This window comes from Microbacterium sp. (assembly GCF_031180975.1).
Taxonomy (GTDB): Bacteria; Actinomycetota; Actinomycetes; order Actinomycetales; family Microbacteriaceae; genus Microbacterium.
On the sequence record NZ_JAPSLI010000002.1, the window covers coordinates 270127 to 287962 of the forward strand.

Sequence of the window (17836 nt, forward strand, 5' to 3'; positions counted from 1 at the left end):
GACGCGACGTGGTGATGCCCCGACGGTCTTCCCGTTCCGCCGGGGCATCACCGTCTTCCGGTCAGGCCGCGCCGACCGGCTCCGGCGCGGCCACGGGGCGGGCGGCGGCAGCGGGGCGGGCGCCACTCACGGACGCGACCCGACGCTGCGCGGGGCGACCGTACGTGACGTACAGCGGGACGCCGACGAAGAGCAGACCGCCGACGAGGTTGCCGACCACGGTGGGCAGCTCGTTCCAGAGCAGGTAGTCCATCACCGTGAAGTCGGCGCCGAGCAGCAGCCCGGACGGGAACAGGAACATGTTCACGATGGAGTGCTCGAAGCCCAGGTAGAAGAACAGCATGATCGGCATCCACATGGCGGCGATCTTGCCGAGGACGCTGTCCGAGATCATGGCGAGCACGACGCCGGTGGAGACCATCCAGTTGCACAGCACGCCACGGATGAACAGCGTGAGCATGCCTGCTGCGCCGTGCTCGGCGTAGCCGATGGTGCGGCCGTGGCCGATCTCGCCGATGGCGACGCCGACGGGGCTCGGCTCGGTGGCGAAGCCGTAGGTGAAGTAGACCGCCATCAGCACGGCCACCAGGAACGCGCCGCCGAAGTTGCCGACGAACACCAGTCCCCAGTTGCGCAGCATGCCCCGGACGGTGGCGCCCGGGCGTCGGTCGAGCACGGCGAGCGGCGCGAGGGTGAACACGCCGGTGAGCAGGTCGTACCCGAGCAGGTACAGCATGACGAAGCCGACGGGGAAGAGCAGGGCGCCGAGCAGCGGCTGCCCGGTGCTGGTGCCGACAGTGACGGCGAACGCTGCGGCGATGGTGAGAAGCGCTGCGCCCATGAACGAGCGGATCAGCGTGTCTCGAGTGGACATCTGGATCTTGTAGGCGCCGGCGTCGACCATGCGGGTGACGAGATCGGCGGGCTTGACGTAGGACACGGGCAACCTCCACGGGGTGGGACGAGTGCGGGACTGCGGTCCAGCGTCGTCCACCCGTGTTTCGCGGACAGGTGCGGTGCGTTACGGCCGTGGAGCGTTCCGCTCACTTCGGCCGAGGGTCGCGTGTGAGAGCGAGACGCTCAGTCCGGCGTCTGCGTCGGCACCGGCGTCGGCGCGTCGGTCGGCGCGTTCGGCAGGGTCGGCGTCGTGCTCGGCGCGGGGGAGGGCGCGGTGGGCGCCGACGACGGCTCGGGCGACGGCACGGTGGGTGTCGACGACGGCTCCGGCTCGGGGGCGGTGATCTGGGCGTGCAGCGCCTGGCTGACAAGCGCACCGACGACGATCACACCGCCTGCGACCGCGGCGATCACGGTGTCACGGCGGCGGCGACGGACCTGCCGCTCGTGCCAGGCCGTGCGCGCGGCGTACAGTCGGGCGCGCTCCGCCTCCTCGCGTGCGCGCTGCGCCCTGGACCCGCGTCCCGCCATCCTCGACTCCTTCTCCGGTGTTCGTGCGACGACTGCGAGCCTACCGCCGCGCGGACGCGGCCCCGTGTCGGCGGCCCGCACTAGCCTGGAGGGATGAGCTCCGCCCTGCTGTCGGGACAGACCCCGCTCGCCGTGCGCATGCGGCCGGTGTCCCTCGACGAGGTCGCCGGGCAGCGCCACCTGCTGCGCGCCGGTTCCCCGATCGTGGCGCTCGCCGACCCCGAGGCGGCCGCGCCGGGTGCCGTGTCGATCATCCTGTGGGGTCCGCCCGGCACAGGCAAGACGACCTTGGCGCAGGCGATCGCGCGATCGTCGGGGCGTCGATTCGTCGAACTGTCGGCGATCACCGCCGGCGTCAAGGACGTCCGGGAGGTGATGCAGGAGGCGATCACCCAGCGCGACCTGTACGGGCAGACCACCATCCTCTTCCTCGACGAGATCCACCGCTTCACGAAGGCGCAGCAGGATGCGCTGCTGCCCGGTGTCGAGAACGGCTGGGTGATCCTCATCGCCGCGACCACCGAGAACCCGTCGTTCTCGGTCATCTCCCCGCTGCTGTCGCGGTCGCTGCTGCTCACGCTGCAGCCGCTCACCGACGACGACATCGGCGTGCTCGTCGACCGCGCCCTCACCGACGCGCGCGGGCTGGGCGGGCGGGTCGCTCTCGCCGACGACGCCAGGTCGGCGCTGATCCGGCTCGCCTCCGGCGACGCCCGCCGCGCGCTCACCGGTCTCGAGGCGGCGGCCGCCGTCGCGCTGTCGGGTGGCACGGATGCCATGGACGGCGGCGACGAAGACGCCGAGTCCGACGAGATCGACGACGCGAGCGCCGTCCCCGTGGTGACCGCCGACGATGTCGCGCAGGCCGTGGACCGCGCGCTGCTGCGCTACGACCGGCAGGGGGACGAGCACTACGACGTCATCAGCGCCTTCATCAAGTCGATCCGGGGCTCCGACCCCGACGCGGCGGTGCACTACCTCGCGCGCATGATCGAAGCGGGGGAGGACCCGCGATTCATCGCGCGTCGTCTGGTCATCTCAGCCGCGGAGGACATCGGCCTGGCCGACCCGCAGGCGCTGGTCATCGCCACCGCCGCCGCCGACGCGGTGGCGTTCATCGGGATGCCGGAGGGCCGGATCCCGCTCGCCGAGGCCACGATCTACCTCGCCACGACCGCCAAGTCGAACGCGGCCTATGCGGCGATCAACGCCGCGATCGCCGATGTCAGGGCGGGCGGTTTCGGGCGGGTCCCCATCCATCTGCGCGACGCCCACTACGCGGGGGCGAAGCGGCTCGGCCACGGCAAGGGCTACCGCTACCCGCACGACAGCGACGCAGGCATCCTTCCCCAGCAGTACCTGCCGGACGAGCTCGTCGGGCGGCGCTACTACGAGCCCAAACAGCTCGGCGCGGAACGCGACGTGTCCGCCCGGCTGGAGCGCATCCGCCGCATCCTCGGCGACCGCTGAGCACGGGCGGGGCGCCGCAAGCCCGTCTGATAGGATGGAGCGGCTCGAAACCGAGTTTTCGGGCATCCCCTCACTCACACCCCACCGATCAGACGCTCCGGCGTGCGCCTGACGGCAGAGCGGGGGAGATACGCCCGTGAGACGCGAAAGACGCGTCCACGTCACGGAAGGAATGCTTCGTGGTCACGAAGTCCCAGGACCGCCGCAAGGTCCGTCTCAGCCGCGCCCTCGGCGTGGCGCTCACCCCGAAGGCCGCCCGCTACCTCGAGAAGCGCCCCTACGCTCCGGGCGAGCACGGCCGCACCAAGCGCAAGGCCGACAGCGACTACGCCGTCCGTCTGCGCGAGAAGCAGCGTCTGCGCGAGCAGTACGGCATCCGCGAGAAGCAGCTGCAGATCGTCTTCCGCGAGGCCAAGCGCAAGGAGGGCCTGACCGGTGAGAACCTGGTCGAGCTGCTCGAGATGCGTCTGGACGCCCTCGTGCTGCGTGCCGGCTTCGCCCGCACCACCGCGCAGGCCCGTCAGCTCGTCGTGCACCGCCACATCCTGGTGGACGGCCAGACCGTGGACCGCCCTTCGTTCCGCGTGAAGCCGGGTCAGCTCATCCACGTCAAGGCCAAGTCGGAGAGCCTCGAGCCCTTCCAGGTCGCAGCCGCCGGCGGTCACGCCGAGGTGCTGCCCCCGGTTCCGGGTTACCTCGAGGTCGAGCTGGACAAGCTGCAGGCACGTCTGGTCCGTCGTCCGAAGCGCGCCGAGGTCCCCGTGACCTGTGAGGTGCAGCTGGTCGTCGAGTACTACTCGGGTCGCTGAGTCGATCCGCACACGAGAGGCGTCGGGCCACCCGGCGCCTCTCGTCGTCTCCGGCCCCGTTTCCGCCTACGATGGAGGGGCCGCGTCCGGCGGCCAAGACGAGGATGACGACATGAAGAACGTGCTGTGGTTCCTGATCGGCGTGATCGGCGGCTTCGTCGCCGCGCACTTCATGAACAAGGACCCGCGCGGCCAGGAGATCTTCGCCGAGATCGACGCGCGCATCTCGGAGTTCACCGCGATCCTCGGCGACGCGTACCGCGCACAGGACGCGCGCCTGTCCGACCCGGCGGACGACTGACCCGACACCCCCTTGCCACGCCCGCGGATGCCGGGCGCGGCTTGATATGCAAGGACACCCACGAGCTCTATGAAAACCGCGGAGATCGCGCAGCGCTACCTCGACTACTTCGAGAAGAACGACCACCTCATCGTGCCGTCCGCGTCGCTGGTCAGCGACGACCCGTCGCTGCTGTTCACGGTGGCGGGCATGGTGCCGATGATCCCGTATCTCACCGGGGTCGTGCCCGCACCGCATCCGCGCATCGCCGACCTGCAGAAGTGCATCCGCACCAACGACATCGAAGAGGTCGGACGCACCGCCCGCCACGGCACGTTCTTCCAGATGCTCGGCAACTGGTCGTTCGGTGACTACTTCAAAGAGGGCGCGATCCGCTACGCCTGGGAGCTGCTCACGACCTCCGAGGCCGATGGCGGCTTGGGCTTCGACGAGAAGGACCTCTGGGTCACCGTCTACGAGACCGACGACGAGGCCGAGGCGATCTGGCGCGATGTGATCGGCCTGAAGCCGGAGCGCATCCAGCGCCTGGGCCGCGCGGACAACTACTGGAACACCGGCCAGCCCGGCCCCGGCGGTCCCGACTCCGAGATCTTCTTCGACCGCGGCCCCGCCTACGGCAAAGACGGCGGCCCCGCCGCCGACGACACCCGGTTCCTGGAGATCTGGAACCTCGTGTTCATGCAGGACTTCATCGAGAACATCCGCGGCAAGACGGAGTTCGACATCACCGGGTCGCTGCCGCAGAAGAACATCGACACCGGCATGGGCCTCGAGCGCGTCGCCTTCCTCAAGCAGGGCGTCGAGAACATGTACGAGACCGACCAGGTGCGCCCTGTGCTCGACCGTGCCGTGGAGTTGTCTGGACGCCGCTACGGCGCGGTGCACGAGGACGACGTCCGGTTCCGCGTCATCGCCGACCACGTGCGCTCCTCGCTGATGCTGCTCTCCGACGGTGTACGCCCGTCGAACGAAGGCCGCGGGTACATCCTGCGCCGGCTGATGCGACGCACCGTCCGCGCCATGCGCCTGCTGGGCGTGGACGCGCCCTCGTTCCCGGAGCTGTTCAGCGCCTCCCGCGACGCCATGAAGGCGACCTACCCGGTGCTGGAGACCGACTGGGCGCAGCTGTCCGCCGCCGCCTATGCGGAGGAGGAGACCTTCCGCCGCACGCTCGCCCAGGGCTCGACCATCCTCGACCTCGCTCTCGGCGAGACGAAGAGGAGCGGCGGCACGACCCTCAGCGGCTCCGAGGCGTTCCTGCTGCACGACACCTACGGCTTCCCGATCGACCTCACGCTCGAGGTCGCGGAGGAGGCCGGGCTCAGCGTCGACCGGGCGGCGTTCGACACGCTCATGCAGGAGCAGCGCACCCGCGCCAAGGCCGACGCCCGCAATCGCAAGCGCCAGCTCGCCGACGTGTCGGTCTATCGGCAGTTCCGCGCCCTCGGCGAGACCGGCTTCACCGGCTACACCGACCTGCAGACCGAGTCCCGCGTGCTCGGCATCGTCGTGGACGGCGCCCCCGCGCAGACCGCGACCGAAGGTCAGGTCGCCGAGGTGATCCTCGCCGAGACGACCCTGTACGCCGAGTCCGGCGGCCAGGTCGCCGACAAGGGCAGCATCATCGGCACCGGGTTCGAGCTGGACGTGCTCGACGTGCAGCGACCGGTACCGGGACTCATCAGCCACACCGTGCTCGTCGCCTCGGGCGCGGTGGCCGTCGACGACCGCGCGACCACCGTGGTGGACGCCGCCAACCGTCGCGCCGCCCGCCAGGCGCACTCCGCGACCCACCTGGTGCACGCGGCCCTGCGCGACACCCTGGGCCCGACGGCCACGCAGGCTGGTTCGCTGAACCGCGCCGGATACATGCGCTTCGACTTCTCCTGGTCGCAGCCGCTGTCCGCGGACACGCGGTCCGAGATCGAGGACATCGCCAACCGCGCCGTGCACGAGTCGCTCGAGGTCACCACGCGCATCGTCTCGCTCGACGAGGCCAAGGAGGCCGGCGCCATGGCGCTGTTCGGCGAGAAGTACGGCGACGTCGTGCGGATGGTCGACATCGGTGGTCCGTGGTCGCGCGAGCTGTGCGCGGGCACCCACGTGACCAACAGCGCCGAGATCGGGCTGGTGAGCGTCGTCGGCGAATCCTCGGTCGGGTCGTCGACCCGCCGCGTGGAGGCGCTGGTCGGTCAGGACGCGTTCCGTGAGCTCGCCGCCGAACGGGCCGTGGTCTCGCAGCTGACCGCCGCCCTGAAGACACCCCGCGACCAGCTCTCCGCACGCATCGAGGAGCTCACCGCCAGCCTCAAAGCGGCCGAGAAGCGCATCGCCCAGTTCGAGGCGAAGGAGCGCGAGGGTCGCGTGCCCGCGCTGGCCGAGGCCGCGCAGCAGGTCGGCGCGTACCGCGTGGCGTCGGCGTCCCTGGGTGAGGTCGGTTCGGCCGACGACGTGCGCACGCTGGCACTGAGCGTGCGCGAGCGACTCGGCGCGGATGCCGCGGTCGTCGCGTTCGGAGGCGTCGCCAACGGCCGCCCGATCGTCGTCGTCGCCACGAACGACTCCGCCCGCGCGGCGGGTGCGAAGGCGGGCGCGCTGGTGCGCGTCGCCGCCGGCGTGCTCGGCGGTGGCGGTGGCGGTCGCGACGACGTCGCGCAGGGCGGCGGTACCGACGCCTCGGCGCTGGACGCGGCGCTGGATGCCGTGATCGCGGAGCTCCGGGCCGCGTGACCGGCTTCCGGCGGGGCACCCGTCTCGGCATCGACGTCGGCAAGGCGCGCGTCGGCGTGTCGCGCTGCGACCCCGACGGCATGCTCGCCGTGCCGGTGGAGACGGTGCCGCGCACCGAGGCCTCCCTCGATCGCATCGCCGAGCTGGTCGCCGAATGGATGCCGCTCGAGATCGTCGTGGGACTCCCCGTGAACATGCGGGGCGACGAGACCGCCTCCACCCAGGACGCCAGGGAGTTCGCCGCGGGCATCGCGGCGCGCACCGGCGTGCCGGTGCGCCTGGTGGATGAACGGCTCAGCACCGTCAGCGCGCACGCCGCGCTGCGCTCATCGGGGCGCAGCCAGAAGAACTCTCGTAGCATTGTGGATCAGGTCGCCGCAGTGGTGCTGCTCCAGCACGCGGTCGACACGGAGAAGAGCACCGGACGCCCGGCCGGTGCGTTGATCGAGCCCGATGAGGAGCCGGCCCGCGATGTCTGAGCCCGACCGATCCGGAAAGGACCGCTCGCTGGGCGACCTCTTCGACAACCTCCCCACGGCGTCGACCGCGATCCCCGAGCGTGAGCCGCGCGACGAGGCGCCCGCCCCCGGCACACGCCGCGCACGCCGTCAGGCGCAGCAGACGCCGCCGGCCCCCGCTCCCACCCCTCAGGCCCCCGACGAGTCGTCCCGGCCGGCGCCCGGCGGGTCGACGGCATCCGAACCGGCGCCCGCGGAGCCGGCATCCGCACCCACCGAGCCGGCATCCGCACCCGACGAGCCCGCGCCCGCGCCCCAGCCGGCGTCGAGCACGGACCCGACGTCCCACGACGACGAGGGGTCGCTGGAGGCGCTGTTCACGCCCGAGCAGCACCGGGAGCCGCGGGCCAAGCCTCGCGGCCGCGGGTGCCTGATCGCGCTGATCATCGTGCTCGTACTGGTCGGCGGCCTCGCCGCCGGCGGCGTCTGGGTGTGGAACACGTACGGCGACCGCATCAGCGACATCATGGGTTGGGGCGAGCCGAAGGACTACGAGGAGGGGCAGGCGCACGGCGAGGCACTGGTCACCATCAGGTCCGGCGACACCGGCCGCCCGGTTTCGAGCGCCCTGTACGAGGCCGGCGTCACGAAGACGGATGAGGTCTTCTACGAGTGGCTGCTCGAGGAGGACCCGTCGGTGACGTTCTACCCCGGCGTGTACAAGCTGCAGAAGAAGATGACCGCCGAGGCGGCGCTGAAAGCGCTTCAGGACCCCGCGAACCGCATGGAGAACACCGTGCGGATCCCCGAGGGCGGCACCATCGAGTCGTCACTGCCGCGGATCGTCGACGGCGTCGGCATCCCGCTCGCCGATCTCGAGGCCGCGGTGAAGGACCCGGCGGTGTACGGCGTGCAGGGCCCGTCCCTGGAGGGCTGGCTGTTCCCCGCCGTCTACACGTTCGACCCCGGTGCGACCGCGAAGGACGTCATCGCGCGCATGGTCGAGCGCACCCGCCAGTCGCTCGAGGAGGCGGGTGTGCCGGACGCCGACGCGCAGCGCATCCTGACGATCGCGTCGATCATCGAGCGCGAGGGCCGCACCCCGGACTTCCCGAAGGTGTCCCGGGTCATCCAGAACCGGCTCGATCAGGGCATGAAGCTGCAGATGGACTCGACCGCGCAGTACGGGTACGGCGAACTGCACGCCGGGTCGGCCAGCACCTCGAAGGAGGCCCAGAACGACGACAACCCGTGGAACACGTACGTCATCGACGGCCTGCCCGCCGGTCCCATCGCGAACCCGAGCGACGCCGCGATCGACGCCGCCATGCACCCGGCCGACGGCGACTGGCTGTACTTCGTGACCATCAACATGAACACCGGCGAGACCCAGTTCTCGTCGACGTACGAGGAGCACCAGCGCGGCATCGACAAATGGCACGCCTGGTGCCGCGAGAACCCCGACTCCGGATGCTGACATGACACGCCGCCGTCTCGCGGTGTGGGGCGACCCGATCGGGCACAGCCGCTCGCCCGCCCTGCACGGCGCCGCCTACCGCGCCCTCGGCCTGGACTGGGAGTACGGCAGGGAGCGGGTCGGAACCGACGCGTTCCCTGCCCGGCTCGCCGGGCTCGACGACTCCTGGCGCGGACTGTCGCTGACCATGCCGCTGAAGGAGGTCGCGCACGCGGCCGCCGACGAGTTGGACCCGCACGCCACCCTCACCGGCGCGGTGAACACGCTGCTGCTGGGCGAGCGGCTGCGCGGGTTCAACACCGACGTCGGCGGGATCGTCGACGCGTTCACGGAGGCGTCGGTGAGCGGCATCCGCTCGGCCCGCGTCCTCGGCGCGGGCGCGACCGCAGCCTCCGCCCTCGTCGCCCTCCACGAGCTCGGCGCCGAGCGGGTGGAGATCCGCGCCAGACGCCCCGAGGCGGCGGCCGGGCTCGTCGCGCTGGGGGAGCGGTTGGGCGTCACGACGGCGGTGTCCCCGTTCGACGCCCCGGCGGGCCCGGTTGACGCCACCGTCGCGACGCTGCCGAGCGGCACGGTGCTGCCGGAGCGGCACTCCGCCCCGCTGGCGGATGCCGGGGGCGTGCTGTTCGAGGCGGCGTACGCGCCATGGCCGTCCGCCCTGGCCGCGACCTGGCCGCACCGGACCGTGCTGTCCGGGTTCGAGATGCTGCTGCACCAGGCGGTGCGACAGATCCGCATCTTCCTGCACGGCACGCAGCAGGAGCGGCTGCCGGACGAGGACGTCATCGTGGACGTGATGCGCTCCGCGGCCATGGGAGACTAGAGCAATGCTCCGCGTGCTCACGGCCGGCGAATCGCACGGCCCCGAACTCATCGCCGTCATGGAGGGTCTGCCCTCCGGCGTTCCCGTCACCGCCGAGGCGATCCAGGCCGATCTCCAGCGCCGCAAGCTGGGGTACGGCCGCGGGTCGCGGATGAAGTTCGAGCAGGACGAGCTGACCATCTCCGGCGGCGTGCGCCACGGCAGGAGCCTCGGCAGCCCGATCGCGCTGCGGATCGGCAACACGGAGTGGCCGAAGTGGGTCGAGGTGATGAACCCTGCCCCGGTGGAGCTCACCGACAAGTCCCGGGGTCGCGGCGCACCGCTCACCCGCCCGCGTCCCGGCCATGCCGACCTGGTCGGCATGCAGAAGTACGACTTCGACGAGGCGCGGCCGATCCTCGAACGCGCCAGCGCCCGTGAGACCGCCGCCCGGGTCGCCCTGGGCGCCGTCGCCCGCGGGTTCCTCTCCGAGCTCGGCATCCGTCTGGTGAGCCACACCCTCTCGATCGGGCCGGTGCAGGTGCCCGACGGCACGCCGCTGCCCACACCCGACGATGTGGACCGGCTGGACGCCGACCCGCTGCGCTGTTTCGACCCGGACACGTCGGCCCTGATGGTCGCGGAGGTGGACGCCGCTCGCAAGGACGGCGACACGCTCGGCGGCATCGTCGAGGTGCTCGCCTACGGCCTCCCGCCGGGACTCGGGTCGCACGTGCACTGGGACCGCCGCCTCGACGGGCGCCTGGCCCAGGCGCTGATGAGTATCCAGGCGATCAAGGGCGTCGAGGTCGGCGACGGCTTCGAGACCACCCGCCGCAGAGGGTCCGCCGCGCACGACGAGCTGTTCCCGACCGGCGACGGCATCACCCGCGCGTCCGACCGCGCCGGCGGCACCGAGGGCGGCATGTCCACCGGCACCGTGCTGCGCGTGCGCGCAGGGATGAAGCCGATCGCGACCGTGCCGCACGCCCTGCGCACCATCGACGTCGCCTCCGGTGAGACCGCCACCGCGCACCACCAGCGCTCCGACGTGTGCGCGGTGCCCGCAGCGGGTGTGGTCGCCGAGGCGATGGTGGCGATCGAACTGGCGAACGCGGTGCTCGAGAAGTTCGGCGGCGACAGCGTTGCGGAGACCCGCCGCAACCTCGAGTCGTACCTCGCCGCGATCCCCGAGGCGCTGCGCACCGCTCCGGCGTCCGAGGCGGCGCTGCTCGCGCATGATGAGCTCGGCTGAGCCTCCGCTCACGCTGGTCCTGGTCGGCCCGATGGCCGCGGGCAAGACGAGCGTCGGGCGCAAGGTCGCCCGGCTGCTGTCGGTGCCGTTCATCGACACCGACAAGCGGATCGCCGCGGAGCACGGACCGATCCCGCAGATCTTCGCCGAGCGGGGTGAGCAGCACTTCCGCGAGCTCGAGCGAGCGGCCGTGGCGGCCGCGATCGCCGAGGGCGGGGTGGTCTCGCTGGGCGGCGGCGCGGTGACGGACGCCGGGACGAGAGCGCTGCTCGCACAGCATCCCGTGGTGTTCCTCACCGTCGACGCCGACGTCGTCGCCCACCGCATCCGCGGGGCGGGGCGCCCGCTGCTGGACGGCGAGGAGGACCCCGTGGAACGCTGGCGGACCATCTTCGCCCAGCGCAGGGACTGGTACGAGCAGGTCGCGGATCTCACCGTCGACACGTCGCGGCGTCCGATGCGGCAGCTCGCCGAGCAGATCGCCGCATGGAGGAAGGAACAGGCATGAGCACCACCACCATCTCCGTCACCGGACAGGACGCGTACGACATCACGGTCGGCCGAGACATCCTCGATCGTGTGTCGCAGGCGCTCGCCCCGTCGGTGCGCAAGGTGCTCGTCGTGCACCCGCCGACCCTCGCCGAGCGCGCCGCGCGCCTGCGCGAACGCCTGCTCGCCGACACCGGCGACGGCCCGCGCGAGGTGCTGCTCGCCGAGATCCCGGATGCCGAGCAGGGCAAGCGCATCGAGGTGGCCGCGTTCTGCTGGCAGGTGATGGGGCAGGCGGACTTCACCCGCACCGACGCCGTCGTCGGGTACGGCGGGGGAGCGGTGACCGATCTCGCCGGGTTCGTCGCGGCGACCTGGCTGCGCGGCGTGCAGGTGGTGCAGGTGCCCACCACGGTGCTCGGGCTCGTCGACGCGGCCGTGGGCGGGAAGACCGGCGTGAACACGGCGGAGGGCAAGAACCTGGTCGGTGCGTTCTGGGCGCCGCGCGCGGTGATCGGCGACCTCGACGAACTGGCCAGCCTCAGCCCCAACGAGGCGACGGCCGGCTTCGCCGAAGTCGTCAAGGCCGGATTCATCTGGGCACCCGAGATCCTCGACATCATCGAGGCCGACCCGGCACGCGCCGTCGACACCACCACGGACGAGTTCCGCCGCGCCGTGGAGCTCGCGATCGACATGAAGGCGAAGGTCGTCTCCAGCGACTTCCGCGAGGCCGGGCAGCGGGAGATCCTCAACTACGGGCACACCCTCGGCCACGCCATCGAGCACGCCGAGCGCTACCGCTGGCGGCACGGCGCCGCCATCTCGGTCGGCATGCTGTACGCCGCCGAGCTGTCGCGGCTCGCCGGGCGGCTGTCGGATGCCGCGGCCGAGCGCCACCGCACCGTCCTGGAGTCCCTGGGCCTTCCCACCTCGTACCGCGCCGGCGCCTGGCAGCAGCTGCTCGCCACCATGCAGCGCGACAAGAAGGCACGCGGCGGCATGCTGCGCTTCATCGTGCTCGACGACATCGCCAAGCCGACCGTGCTGCAGGCGCCGGACGAGTCGCTGCTGTTCGCCGCCTACCAGGAGGTCGCGGAGTGACGGCCGTACGGCGCATCCGCGCCGACGAGTGGCGGCAGGCGAAGGCGCTGCGCCTGCAGGCGCTCGCGGACCCCGTCGCGGACCTGGCCTTCCTCGAGACGCTGGACAACGCGTCAGCCCAGCCGGACGAGTTCTGGCAGGAGCGCACCCGCAACAGCGCCGACGGCGACACCGCGGCGCAATTCGTCGCCCTCACGGCCGACGGCACGTGGGCCGGCACGACGACCGTGCTCGCCGACCGCGACCGTGCGGACTCGGGCCTGGTCGTCGGCGTGTACGTCGCCCCCGAGCACCGCTGCGCGGGCCTGATCGAGGCCCTCCTCGATGCCGCGGCCGACTGGGCGCAGGGGCGCGGCTGGTCCGCGCTCATCCTGGAGGTCCATGTCGACAACGCCCGTGCCGTGTCGGCGTACGAGCGCTGCGGGTTCGTGCGCACCGGTGAGCTCACCCAGCACGTCAACGGCACCGAGTACGTGATGCGCCGCGCGCTGTAGTCACCGTTCACAACTCAGGAGAAACCGGCCGATATCCGCGGATATCGGCCGGTTTCGCGTCAGCGGGCCGGGTTGTTCCTGAGTTGTGAACAGGGCGCGCGACGCACGGGCGTGCCCGACCGCTGATATCGTGCCGGACGTGACCTCCCGACGCCTCCTCCTCGTCAACGGCCCGAACCTCAACCTGCTCGGCACCCGGGAACCGGGGATCTACGGCTCCGCCACCCTGGCCGACGTGGAGCGCCTCACCGCGGATGTCGCCCGCGAGCTCGGCTACGAGCTCCGCGCCGTCCAGAGCAACCACGAGGGCGTCCTCATCGACGCGATCCACGCCGCCCGCGAGGACTGCGCCGGCATCGTCATCAACCCCGGCGGTCTGACGCACACGTCGGTGGCGCTGCGGGACGCCCTGACCGGCGTGGGTCTGCCGTTCGCGGAGGTGCACATCTCGGACGTGTACGCCCGCGAGGAGTTCCGTCACTTCTCGTACCTGCACGACGTGGCGGCCGTGCGCGTGGTCGGTCACGGCGTCGACGGGTACGCCGAGGCGGTGCGGGAGCTCGTCGCCAAGATCGGCTGACGCGGACTCACCGCGGGCATCCCGTAGAATCGACTGTCGGCCGTCCGCGCACCGCGCGTCGACCGGCCCTCCTTCTCTCGAAACGAACGGACTCCTCCGCATGGCATCCACCGCAGACATCAAGAACGGCGTCGTCATCAAGATCGACGGACAGCTCTGGAGCGTCGTGGAGTTCCAGCACGTCAAGCCCGGCAAGGGCGGCGCCTTCGTGCGGACCAAGCTCAAGAACGTCGTCTCAGGCAAGACCGTCGACAAGACGTACAACGCCGGCACCAAGATCGACATCGAGAACGTCGACCGCCGCGACTTCACCTACCTGTACACCGACGGCGACGGCTTCGTTTTCATGGATGTCGAGGACTACGACCAGCTCACCGTCCCGGCGACCGTGGTCGGCGACGCCAAGAACTTCATGCTCGAGAACCAGCAGGTGCAGATCGCGCTGAACAACGGCAACCCGCTGTACATCGAGCTGCCGGCGTCGGTCGTGCTCGAGGTGACCTACACCGAGCCGGGCCTGCAGGGCGACCGCTCGTCGGCCGGCACCAAGCCCGCGACCCTCGAGACCGGTTACGAGATCCAGGTCCCGCTGTTCCTCGAGACCGGCACCAAGGTCAAGGTCGACACCCGCACGGGCGACTACCTCGGCCGCGTCAACGACTGACCAGGGCGATCGACTTTGAGCGCACGCACCAAGGCGCGCAAGCGCGCCCTCGACATCCTCTTCTCCGCCGACGTGCGCGGGGAAGAGGTGTCGGTCTCCCTGGCGGCCGCCGCCAAGCGCGCCGCGAACGAACCCGCGCGCGAGGCGTCCTGGCTGTACGCCCGTGACATCGTCGACGGCATCATCGACCATCGCGACGAGATCGACGAGCAGATCACCACGCACAGCCGCGACTGGAAGCTGGAGCGGATGCCGGCCGTCGATCGTGCCCTGCTGCGCATCGGCACCTGGGAGATCCTGTTCAACGACGAGGTTCCGACCGCGGTCGCGATCGACGAGGCGGTCGAACTCGCCAAGGAGCTCTCCACCGAGGACTCCGGCGCGTTCGTGCACGGCGTCCTCGCCCGCATCGCCCGCGCGAGCTGATCCGGGCGCGATGTCGGCGCGGGGCGGCAGGATGTCGTCATGACACCGCTGCGCCCCGGCATCCGCACCCTGCGGCAGCTCGCCGGTGACGGCGGCTACGAGCGCGGCGCCGACTACGCCCGGCGCGGGCGCGTCCTCACCACTGAGTGGGATGCCGCCGCGCAGCTCCTGCTCGGCGAGGTGCAGGGCGCCGAGCCGGAACCATACTGGTGCAGCATCCGTTTCCGCGACGGCGACATCGTCGGCACCGCCTGCTCGTGTCCGATGCAGTACGCGTGCAAGCACATCGTGGCGACGCTGCTCGTCGGCACCGCGGAGGAGCCGGAACCGGCCCCGCCGGTCGGACCGTCCTGGCGTTCGCTGCTGTTCGCGCCCGCCGCGCCGGCATCCGCTCCGATCCCGCTCGCCGTCGGGATCGAGGTGCGCATCCGCCCGCCACGCTCTCCCCAGCACTGGGCCGCGCCCGCCGCCCACGCGGCCTCACCGTACGACCTGCGCCGCCCAGAGGGGGAGATCCTGCTGGCGGTTCGCCCGTTGATGCGCAGCCCCGCCACCGGCCGGTGGATCCAGGGCGATGCGCGCTGGGACACCGTCCGGCGCTCGTCAGGCAGGTTCACACCGGAGCAGGCGCAGTGGTTCACCGACTTCCTCGGCATCGCACGCGACTCGTTGCTGTCCGGCACTGCCGGGGACTGGATCGTGCTCGATCGCGTGCAGTCCCCGCTGCTTTGGCATCACCTGCGTGCGCTGCCGGCCCTGGGCATGCCACTGGAGCCGACCCAGCGGCACACGACGGTGCGGCTGGCCGAATCCGCCTCGGCCGCGCTCGAACTCTCCCCGTCGGACGGCGGCGGTATCACGGTGGGCGTGGACGTCCGCATCGACGACGAGCGGGTCCCCGCGGAATCCGTCCACGTGATCGGCGGATCCGGGCTGTACCTCATCGAGGTCGGCGCGCAGCGCCTTGATGTCACGCTCGCGCCGGTGGCGCTGGCACCCGCCGTGCGCGCGGCGATCGTCGCCGCGCAGCCTGTGGTCGTCCCGGCCGCCGACCGGGAAGCCTTCCTCGCCACCGCCTACCCCGCGCTGGCACGGCAGACCGAGATTCGCGCCACCGGGATGAACCTGCCGCCGATCGCCACCGCCGAGCCGGTGCTCAGCGTGCGCTTCCACCCGGACGACCGCGTGGAGTACCACTTCGCCTGGGAGTACTCCGGGCACGGGCACGTCCCGCTCGCGCCGGGCGGCGAGCCGTTCCGCGACCCGGATGCCGAAGCGCGCCGTCTCCGTGACATCGAAGCGGTGTGGGGCGCGGCGATCCGGCATCCGTTCCACCCGACCGGCGCCCTGCAGGGGATCGAGGCCGCCGAGTGGGCGGCCAAGGTGCTCACCGCTTTCGAGGACAGCGACGTGCGCGTGGTCGTCACCGGCCGGCGGAAGGACTACCGGGAACTCACCGCCGCCCCGGAGATCTCCGTGTCGACCGTCGAATCCACCGACCCGGACTGGTTCGACCTGGGCGTGGTGGTCACGATCGACGGCCGCACCATCCCGTTCACCCCGCTGTTCACCGCGCTGAGCCTGGGCCGCAAGAAGATGCTGCTGTCCGACGGCGGCTACTTCTCGCTCGCACACCCCGCGCTGCAGCGGCTCCGCGACCTCATCGACGAGGCGGCGGGGCTCGCCGAGTGGGAGACCACGCCGCGGATCAGCCGTTATCAGACGACCCTCTGGGAGGAGTTCGAAGACCTCGCCGACCACGCGGAGCCGGCGCTGGCGTGGCGAGCCCTCGCCGAGGGCCTGCGCGACGTCGAGACCATCCCGCCGACCCCCGAACCGCGGATGCTGCAGGCGCAGCTGCGCCCGTATCAGAAGCAGGGCTTCGACTGGCTGGCGTTCCTGTGGCGGCACCGGCTGGGCGGCATCCTCGCCGACGACATGGGGCTCGGCAAGACCCTGCAGCTGCTCGCCCTGATCGCGCACGCCGTCGAGCAGGGGAGCGCCAAGCCGTTCCTCGTCATCGCGCCGACCTCCGTGATGGCGACGTGGCGCAGCGAAGCGGCGCGCTTCACACCCGGGCTCCGGGTGCGCGTGATCGACAGCACCTTCGCCCGGCGTGACCACAGCGTCGCGGATGCCGCGGCGGGTGCCGACCTGATCGTCACCTCGTACACGCTCGCGCGCCTCGACGACGAGCAGTTCCAGGCGGTGGAATGGGCCGGGCTCATCCTCGACGAGGCCCAGTTCGTCAAGAACAACGCCACCCGGCTGCACCGCGTGATCGCAGACCTGAAATCCGTCGTCACGATCGCCGTCACGGGCACACCGCTGGAGAACAGCCTCACCGACCTGTGGTCGCTGCTGTCGTTGGCCGCGCCGGGGCTGTTCCCGTCGGCGCGGAAGTTCCGGCAGGACTACGTGCAGCCGATCGAAAAGGGCAAAGTTCCCGAGAACCAGGAGGGCGGGGCGTACCGGCGGGCCCGCCTGGATCGGCTCCGCCGTCGCATCCGCCCCCTCATGCTGCGCCGCACGAAGGACCTCGTCGCCGCCGACCTGCCCGAGAAGCAGGTGCAGGAGCTGATCGTCGAGCTCAGTCCCGCCCACGGCGCCCGCTACGACACGGTGCTGCAGCGCGAACGCCAGAAGGTGCTCGGCCTGCTCGCCGACCTCGACCGCAACCGGTTCATCGTGTTCCGTTCGCTGACGATGCTGCGGATGATGGCGTTGTCCCCGTCGCTCGTCGACCCGGACGCCGCCATCCCGTCGCGCAAGCTCGACGTGCTGCTGGAGCACATCGACGAGCTGCGCGCAGAGGGGCACCGCGCCCTGGTGTTCAGCCAGTTCACCTCGTTCCTCGACCTCGCCGAGGAACGGCTCACCGCCGCGGGCATCGCGCACGTGCGTCTGGACGGGTCGACGCGACGACGAGCCGAGGTCGTCGACGGCTTCCGCGCGGGGGAGCAGCCGGTTTTCCTGATCAGCCTCAAGGCCGGCGGCTTCGGTCTCACGGTCACCGAGGCCGACTACGTGTTCCTGCTCGACCCGTGGTGGAATCCGGCCGCGGAGTCGCAGGCCGTGGACCGGGTGCACAGAATCGGGCAGACGCGGCGGGTGTTCGTCTACCGGCTCATCGCGGCCGGCACCATCGAGGAGAAGGTGGTGGCGCTGCAGCAGCGGAAGGCCCGGTTGTTCTCCGCTGTCGTGGACGACGACGCGCTGTTCTCACAGTCGCTCACCGCCGACGACATCCGCGCACTGCTCGAGTCGTGACGGCGGACCGCGGATGCCGTTCCGGCCTGGTGACCGGTGCCGCACAGCATCCGCTCGGTAGAATCGATCCGGCGTTCAC

17 protein-coding genes are annotated in these 17836 nt (G+C 71.2%); 15 read left to right on the plus strand and 2 right to left on the minus strand.

Annotation, left to right across the window (positions count from 1 at the left end):
• Positions 1 to 61: 61 nt before the first annotated feature.
• Both RIF65_RS04290 and RIF65_RS04295 read right to left on the minus strand, forming a co-directional pair.
• Positions 62 to 940 carry a formate/nitrite transporter family protein gene (locus RIF65_RS04290; RefSeq protein ID WP_309064274.1) on the minus strand — a complete coding sequence of 293 codons (879 nt, stop codon included), beginning with the start codon at positions 938 to 940 and terminating at the stop codon, positions 62 to 64.
• Between the two features lie 140 nt (positions 941 to 1080).
• A complete protein-coding gene (locus RIF65_RS04295) occupies positions 1081 to 1428 on the minus strand; it encodes a hypothetical protein (RefSeq protein ID WP_309064273.1) in 348 nt (115 codons plus the stop codon).
• A 93-nt stretch (positions 1429 to 1521) separates the two neighbouring features.
• Here RIF65_RS04295 and RIF65_RS04300 point away from each other — a divergent pair, with 93 nt between their 5' ends.
• The 15 genes from RIF65_RS04300 to RIF65_RS04370 all read left to right on the plus strand — a co-directional run bounded on the left by RIF65_RS04300 (position 1522) and on the right by RIF65_RS04370 (position 17757).
• Entirely contained in the window at positions 1522 to 2898 is a 1377-nt protein-coding gene (locus RIF65_RS04300) for a replication-associated recombination protein A (RefSeq protein ID WP_309064272.1), read from the plus strand.
• A gap of 179 nt (positions 2899 to 3077) precedes the next feature.
• Positions 3078 to 3707, plus strand: coding sequence for a 30S ribosomal protein S4 (gene rpsD / locus RIF65_RS04305; RefSeq protein ID WP_309064271.1), 630 nt, complete (start codon positions 3078 to 3080; stop codon positions 3705 to 3707).
• Positions 3708 to 3819: 112 nt separating this feature from the next.
• Positions 3820 to 4008: a hypothetical protein gene (locus RIF65_RS04310; protein WP_309064270.1), complete on the plus strand. Its 189-nt coding sequence runs from the start codon at positions 3820 to 3822 to the stop codon at positions 4006 to 4008.
• A 69-nt stretch (positions 4009 to 4077) separates the two neighbouring features.
• Positions 4078 to 6738: an alanine--tRNA ligase gene (gene alaS, locus RIF65_RS04315; RefSeq protein ID WP_309064269.1), complete on the plus strand. Its 2661-nt coding sequence runs from the start codon at positions 4078 to 4080 to the stop codon at positions 6736 to 6738.
• Entirely contained in the window at positions 6735 to 7217 is a 483-nt protein-coding gene (gene ruvX, locus RIF65_RS04320) for a Holliday junction resolvase RuvX (RefSeq protein ID WP_309064268.1), read from the plus strand. The genes alaS and ruvX overlap by 4 nt, the downstream gene beginning before the upstream one ends.
• Entirely contained in the window at positions 7210 to 8673 is a 1464-nt protein-coding gene (gene mltG, locus RIF65_RS04325) for an endolytic transglycosylase MltG (RefSeq protein ID WP_309064267.1), read from the plus strand. Before ruvX ends, mltG begins: the two co-directional genes overlap by 8 nt.
• A 1-nt stretch (position 8674) precedes the next feature.
• Positions 8675 to 9496: a shikimate dehydrogenase family protein gene (locus tag RIF65_RS04330; RefSeq protein WP_309064266.1), complete on the plus strand. Its 822-nt coding sequence runs from the start codon at positions 8675 to 8677 to the stop codon at positions 9494 to 9496.
• 4 nt (positions 9497 to 9500) lie between these two features.
• On the plus strand, positions 9501 to 10730 hold the full coding sequence (aroC, locus tag RIF65_RS04335; protein ID WP_309064265.1) for a chorismate synthase: 1230 nt from the start codon (positions 9501 to 9503) through the stop codon (positions 10728 to 10730).
• On the plus strand, positions 10717 to 11238 hold the full coding sequence (locus RIF65_RS04340) for a shikimate kinase (protein ID WP_309082489.1): 522 nt from the start codon (positions 10717 to 10719) through the stop codon (positions 11236 to 11238). Before aroC ends, RIF65_RS04340 begins: the two co-directional genes overlap by 14 nt.
• Complete coding sequence (gene aroB, locus RIF65_RS04345) at positions 11235 to 12323, plus strand: 3-dehydroquinate synthase (protein ID WP_309064263.1); 1089 nt, start codon at positions 11235 to 11237, stop codon at positions 12321 to 12323. The genes RIF65_RS04340 and aroB overlap by 4 nt, the downstream gene beginning before the upstream one ends.
• Positions 12320 to 12817 (plus strand): GNAT family N-acetyltransferase, encoded by a 498-nt coding sequence (locus RIF65_RS04350; protein WP_309064262.1) that lies wholly within the window; start codon positions 12320 to 12322, stop codon positions 12815 to 12817. The genes aroB and RIF65_RS04350 overlap by 4 nt, the downstream gene beginning before the upstream one ends.
• Positions 12818 to 12956: 139 nt before the next feature.
• Entirely contained in the window at positions 12957 to 13397 is a 441-nt protein-coding gene (gene aroQ, locus RIF65_RS04355) for a type II 3-dehydroquinate dehydratase (RefSeq protein WP_309064261.1), read from the plus strand.
• A 100-nt stretch (positions 13398 to 13497) separates the two neighbouring features.
• On the plus strand, positions 13498 to 14061 hold the full coding sequence (gene efp / locus RIF65_RS04360) for an elongation factor P (RefSeq protein WP_309064260.1): 564 nt from the start codon (positions 13498 to 13500) through the stop codon (positions 14059 to 14061).
• Positions 14062 to 14076: 15 nt separating this feature from the next.
• Positions 14077 to 14487: a transcription antitermination factor NusB gene (gene nusB, locus RIF65_RS04365; RefSeq protein WP_309064259.1), complete on the plus strand. Its 411-nt coding sequence runs from the start codon at positions 14077 to 14079 to the stop codon at positions 14485 to 14487.
• 39 nt (positions 14488 to 14526) lie between these two features.
• Complete coding sequence (locus RIF65_RS04370) at positions 14527 to 17757, plus strand: DEAD/DEAH box helicase (RefSeq protein WP_309064258.1); 3231 nt, start codon at positions 14527 to 14529, stop codon at positions 17755 to 17757.
• Positions 17758 to 17836: the final 79 nt, after the last annotated feature.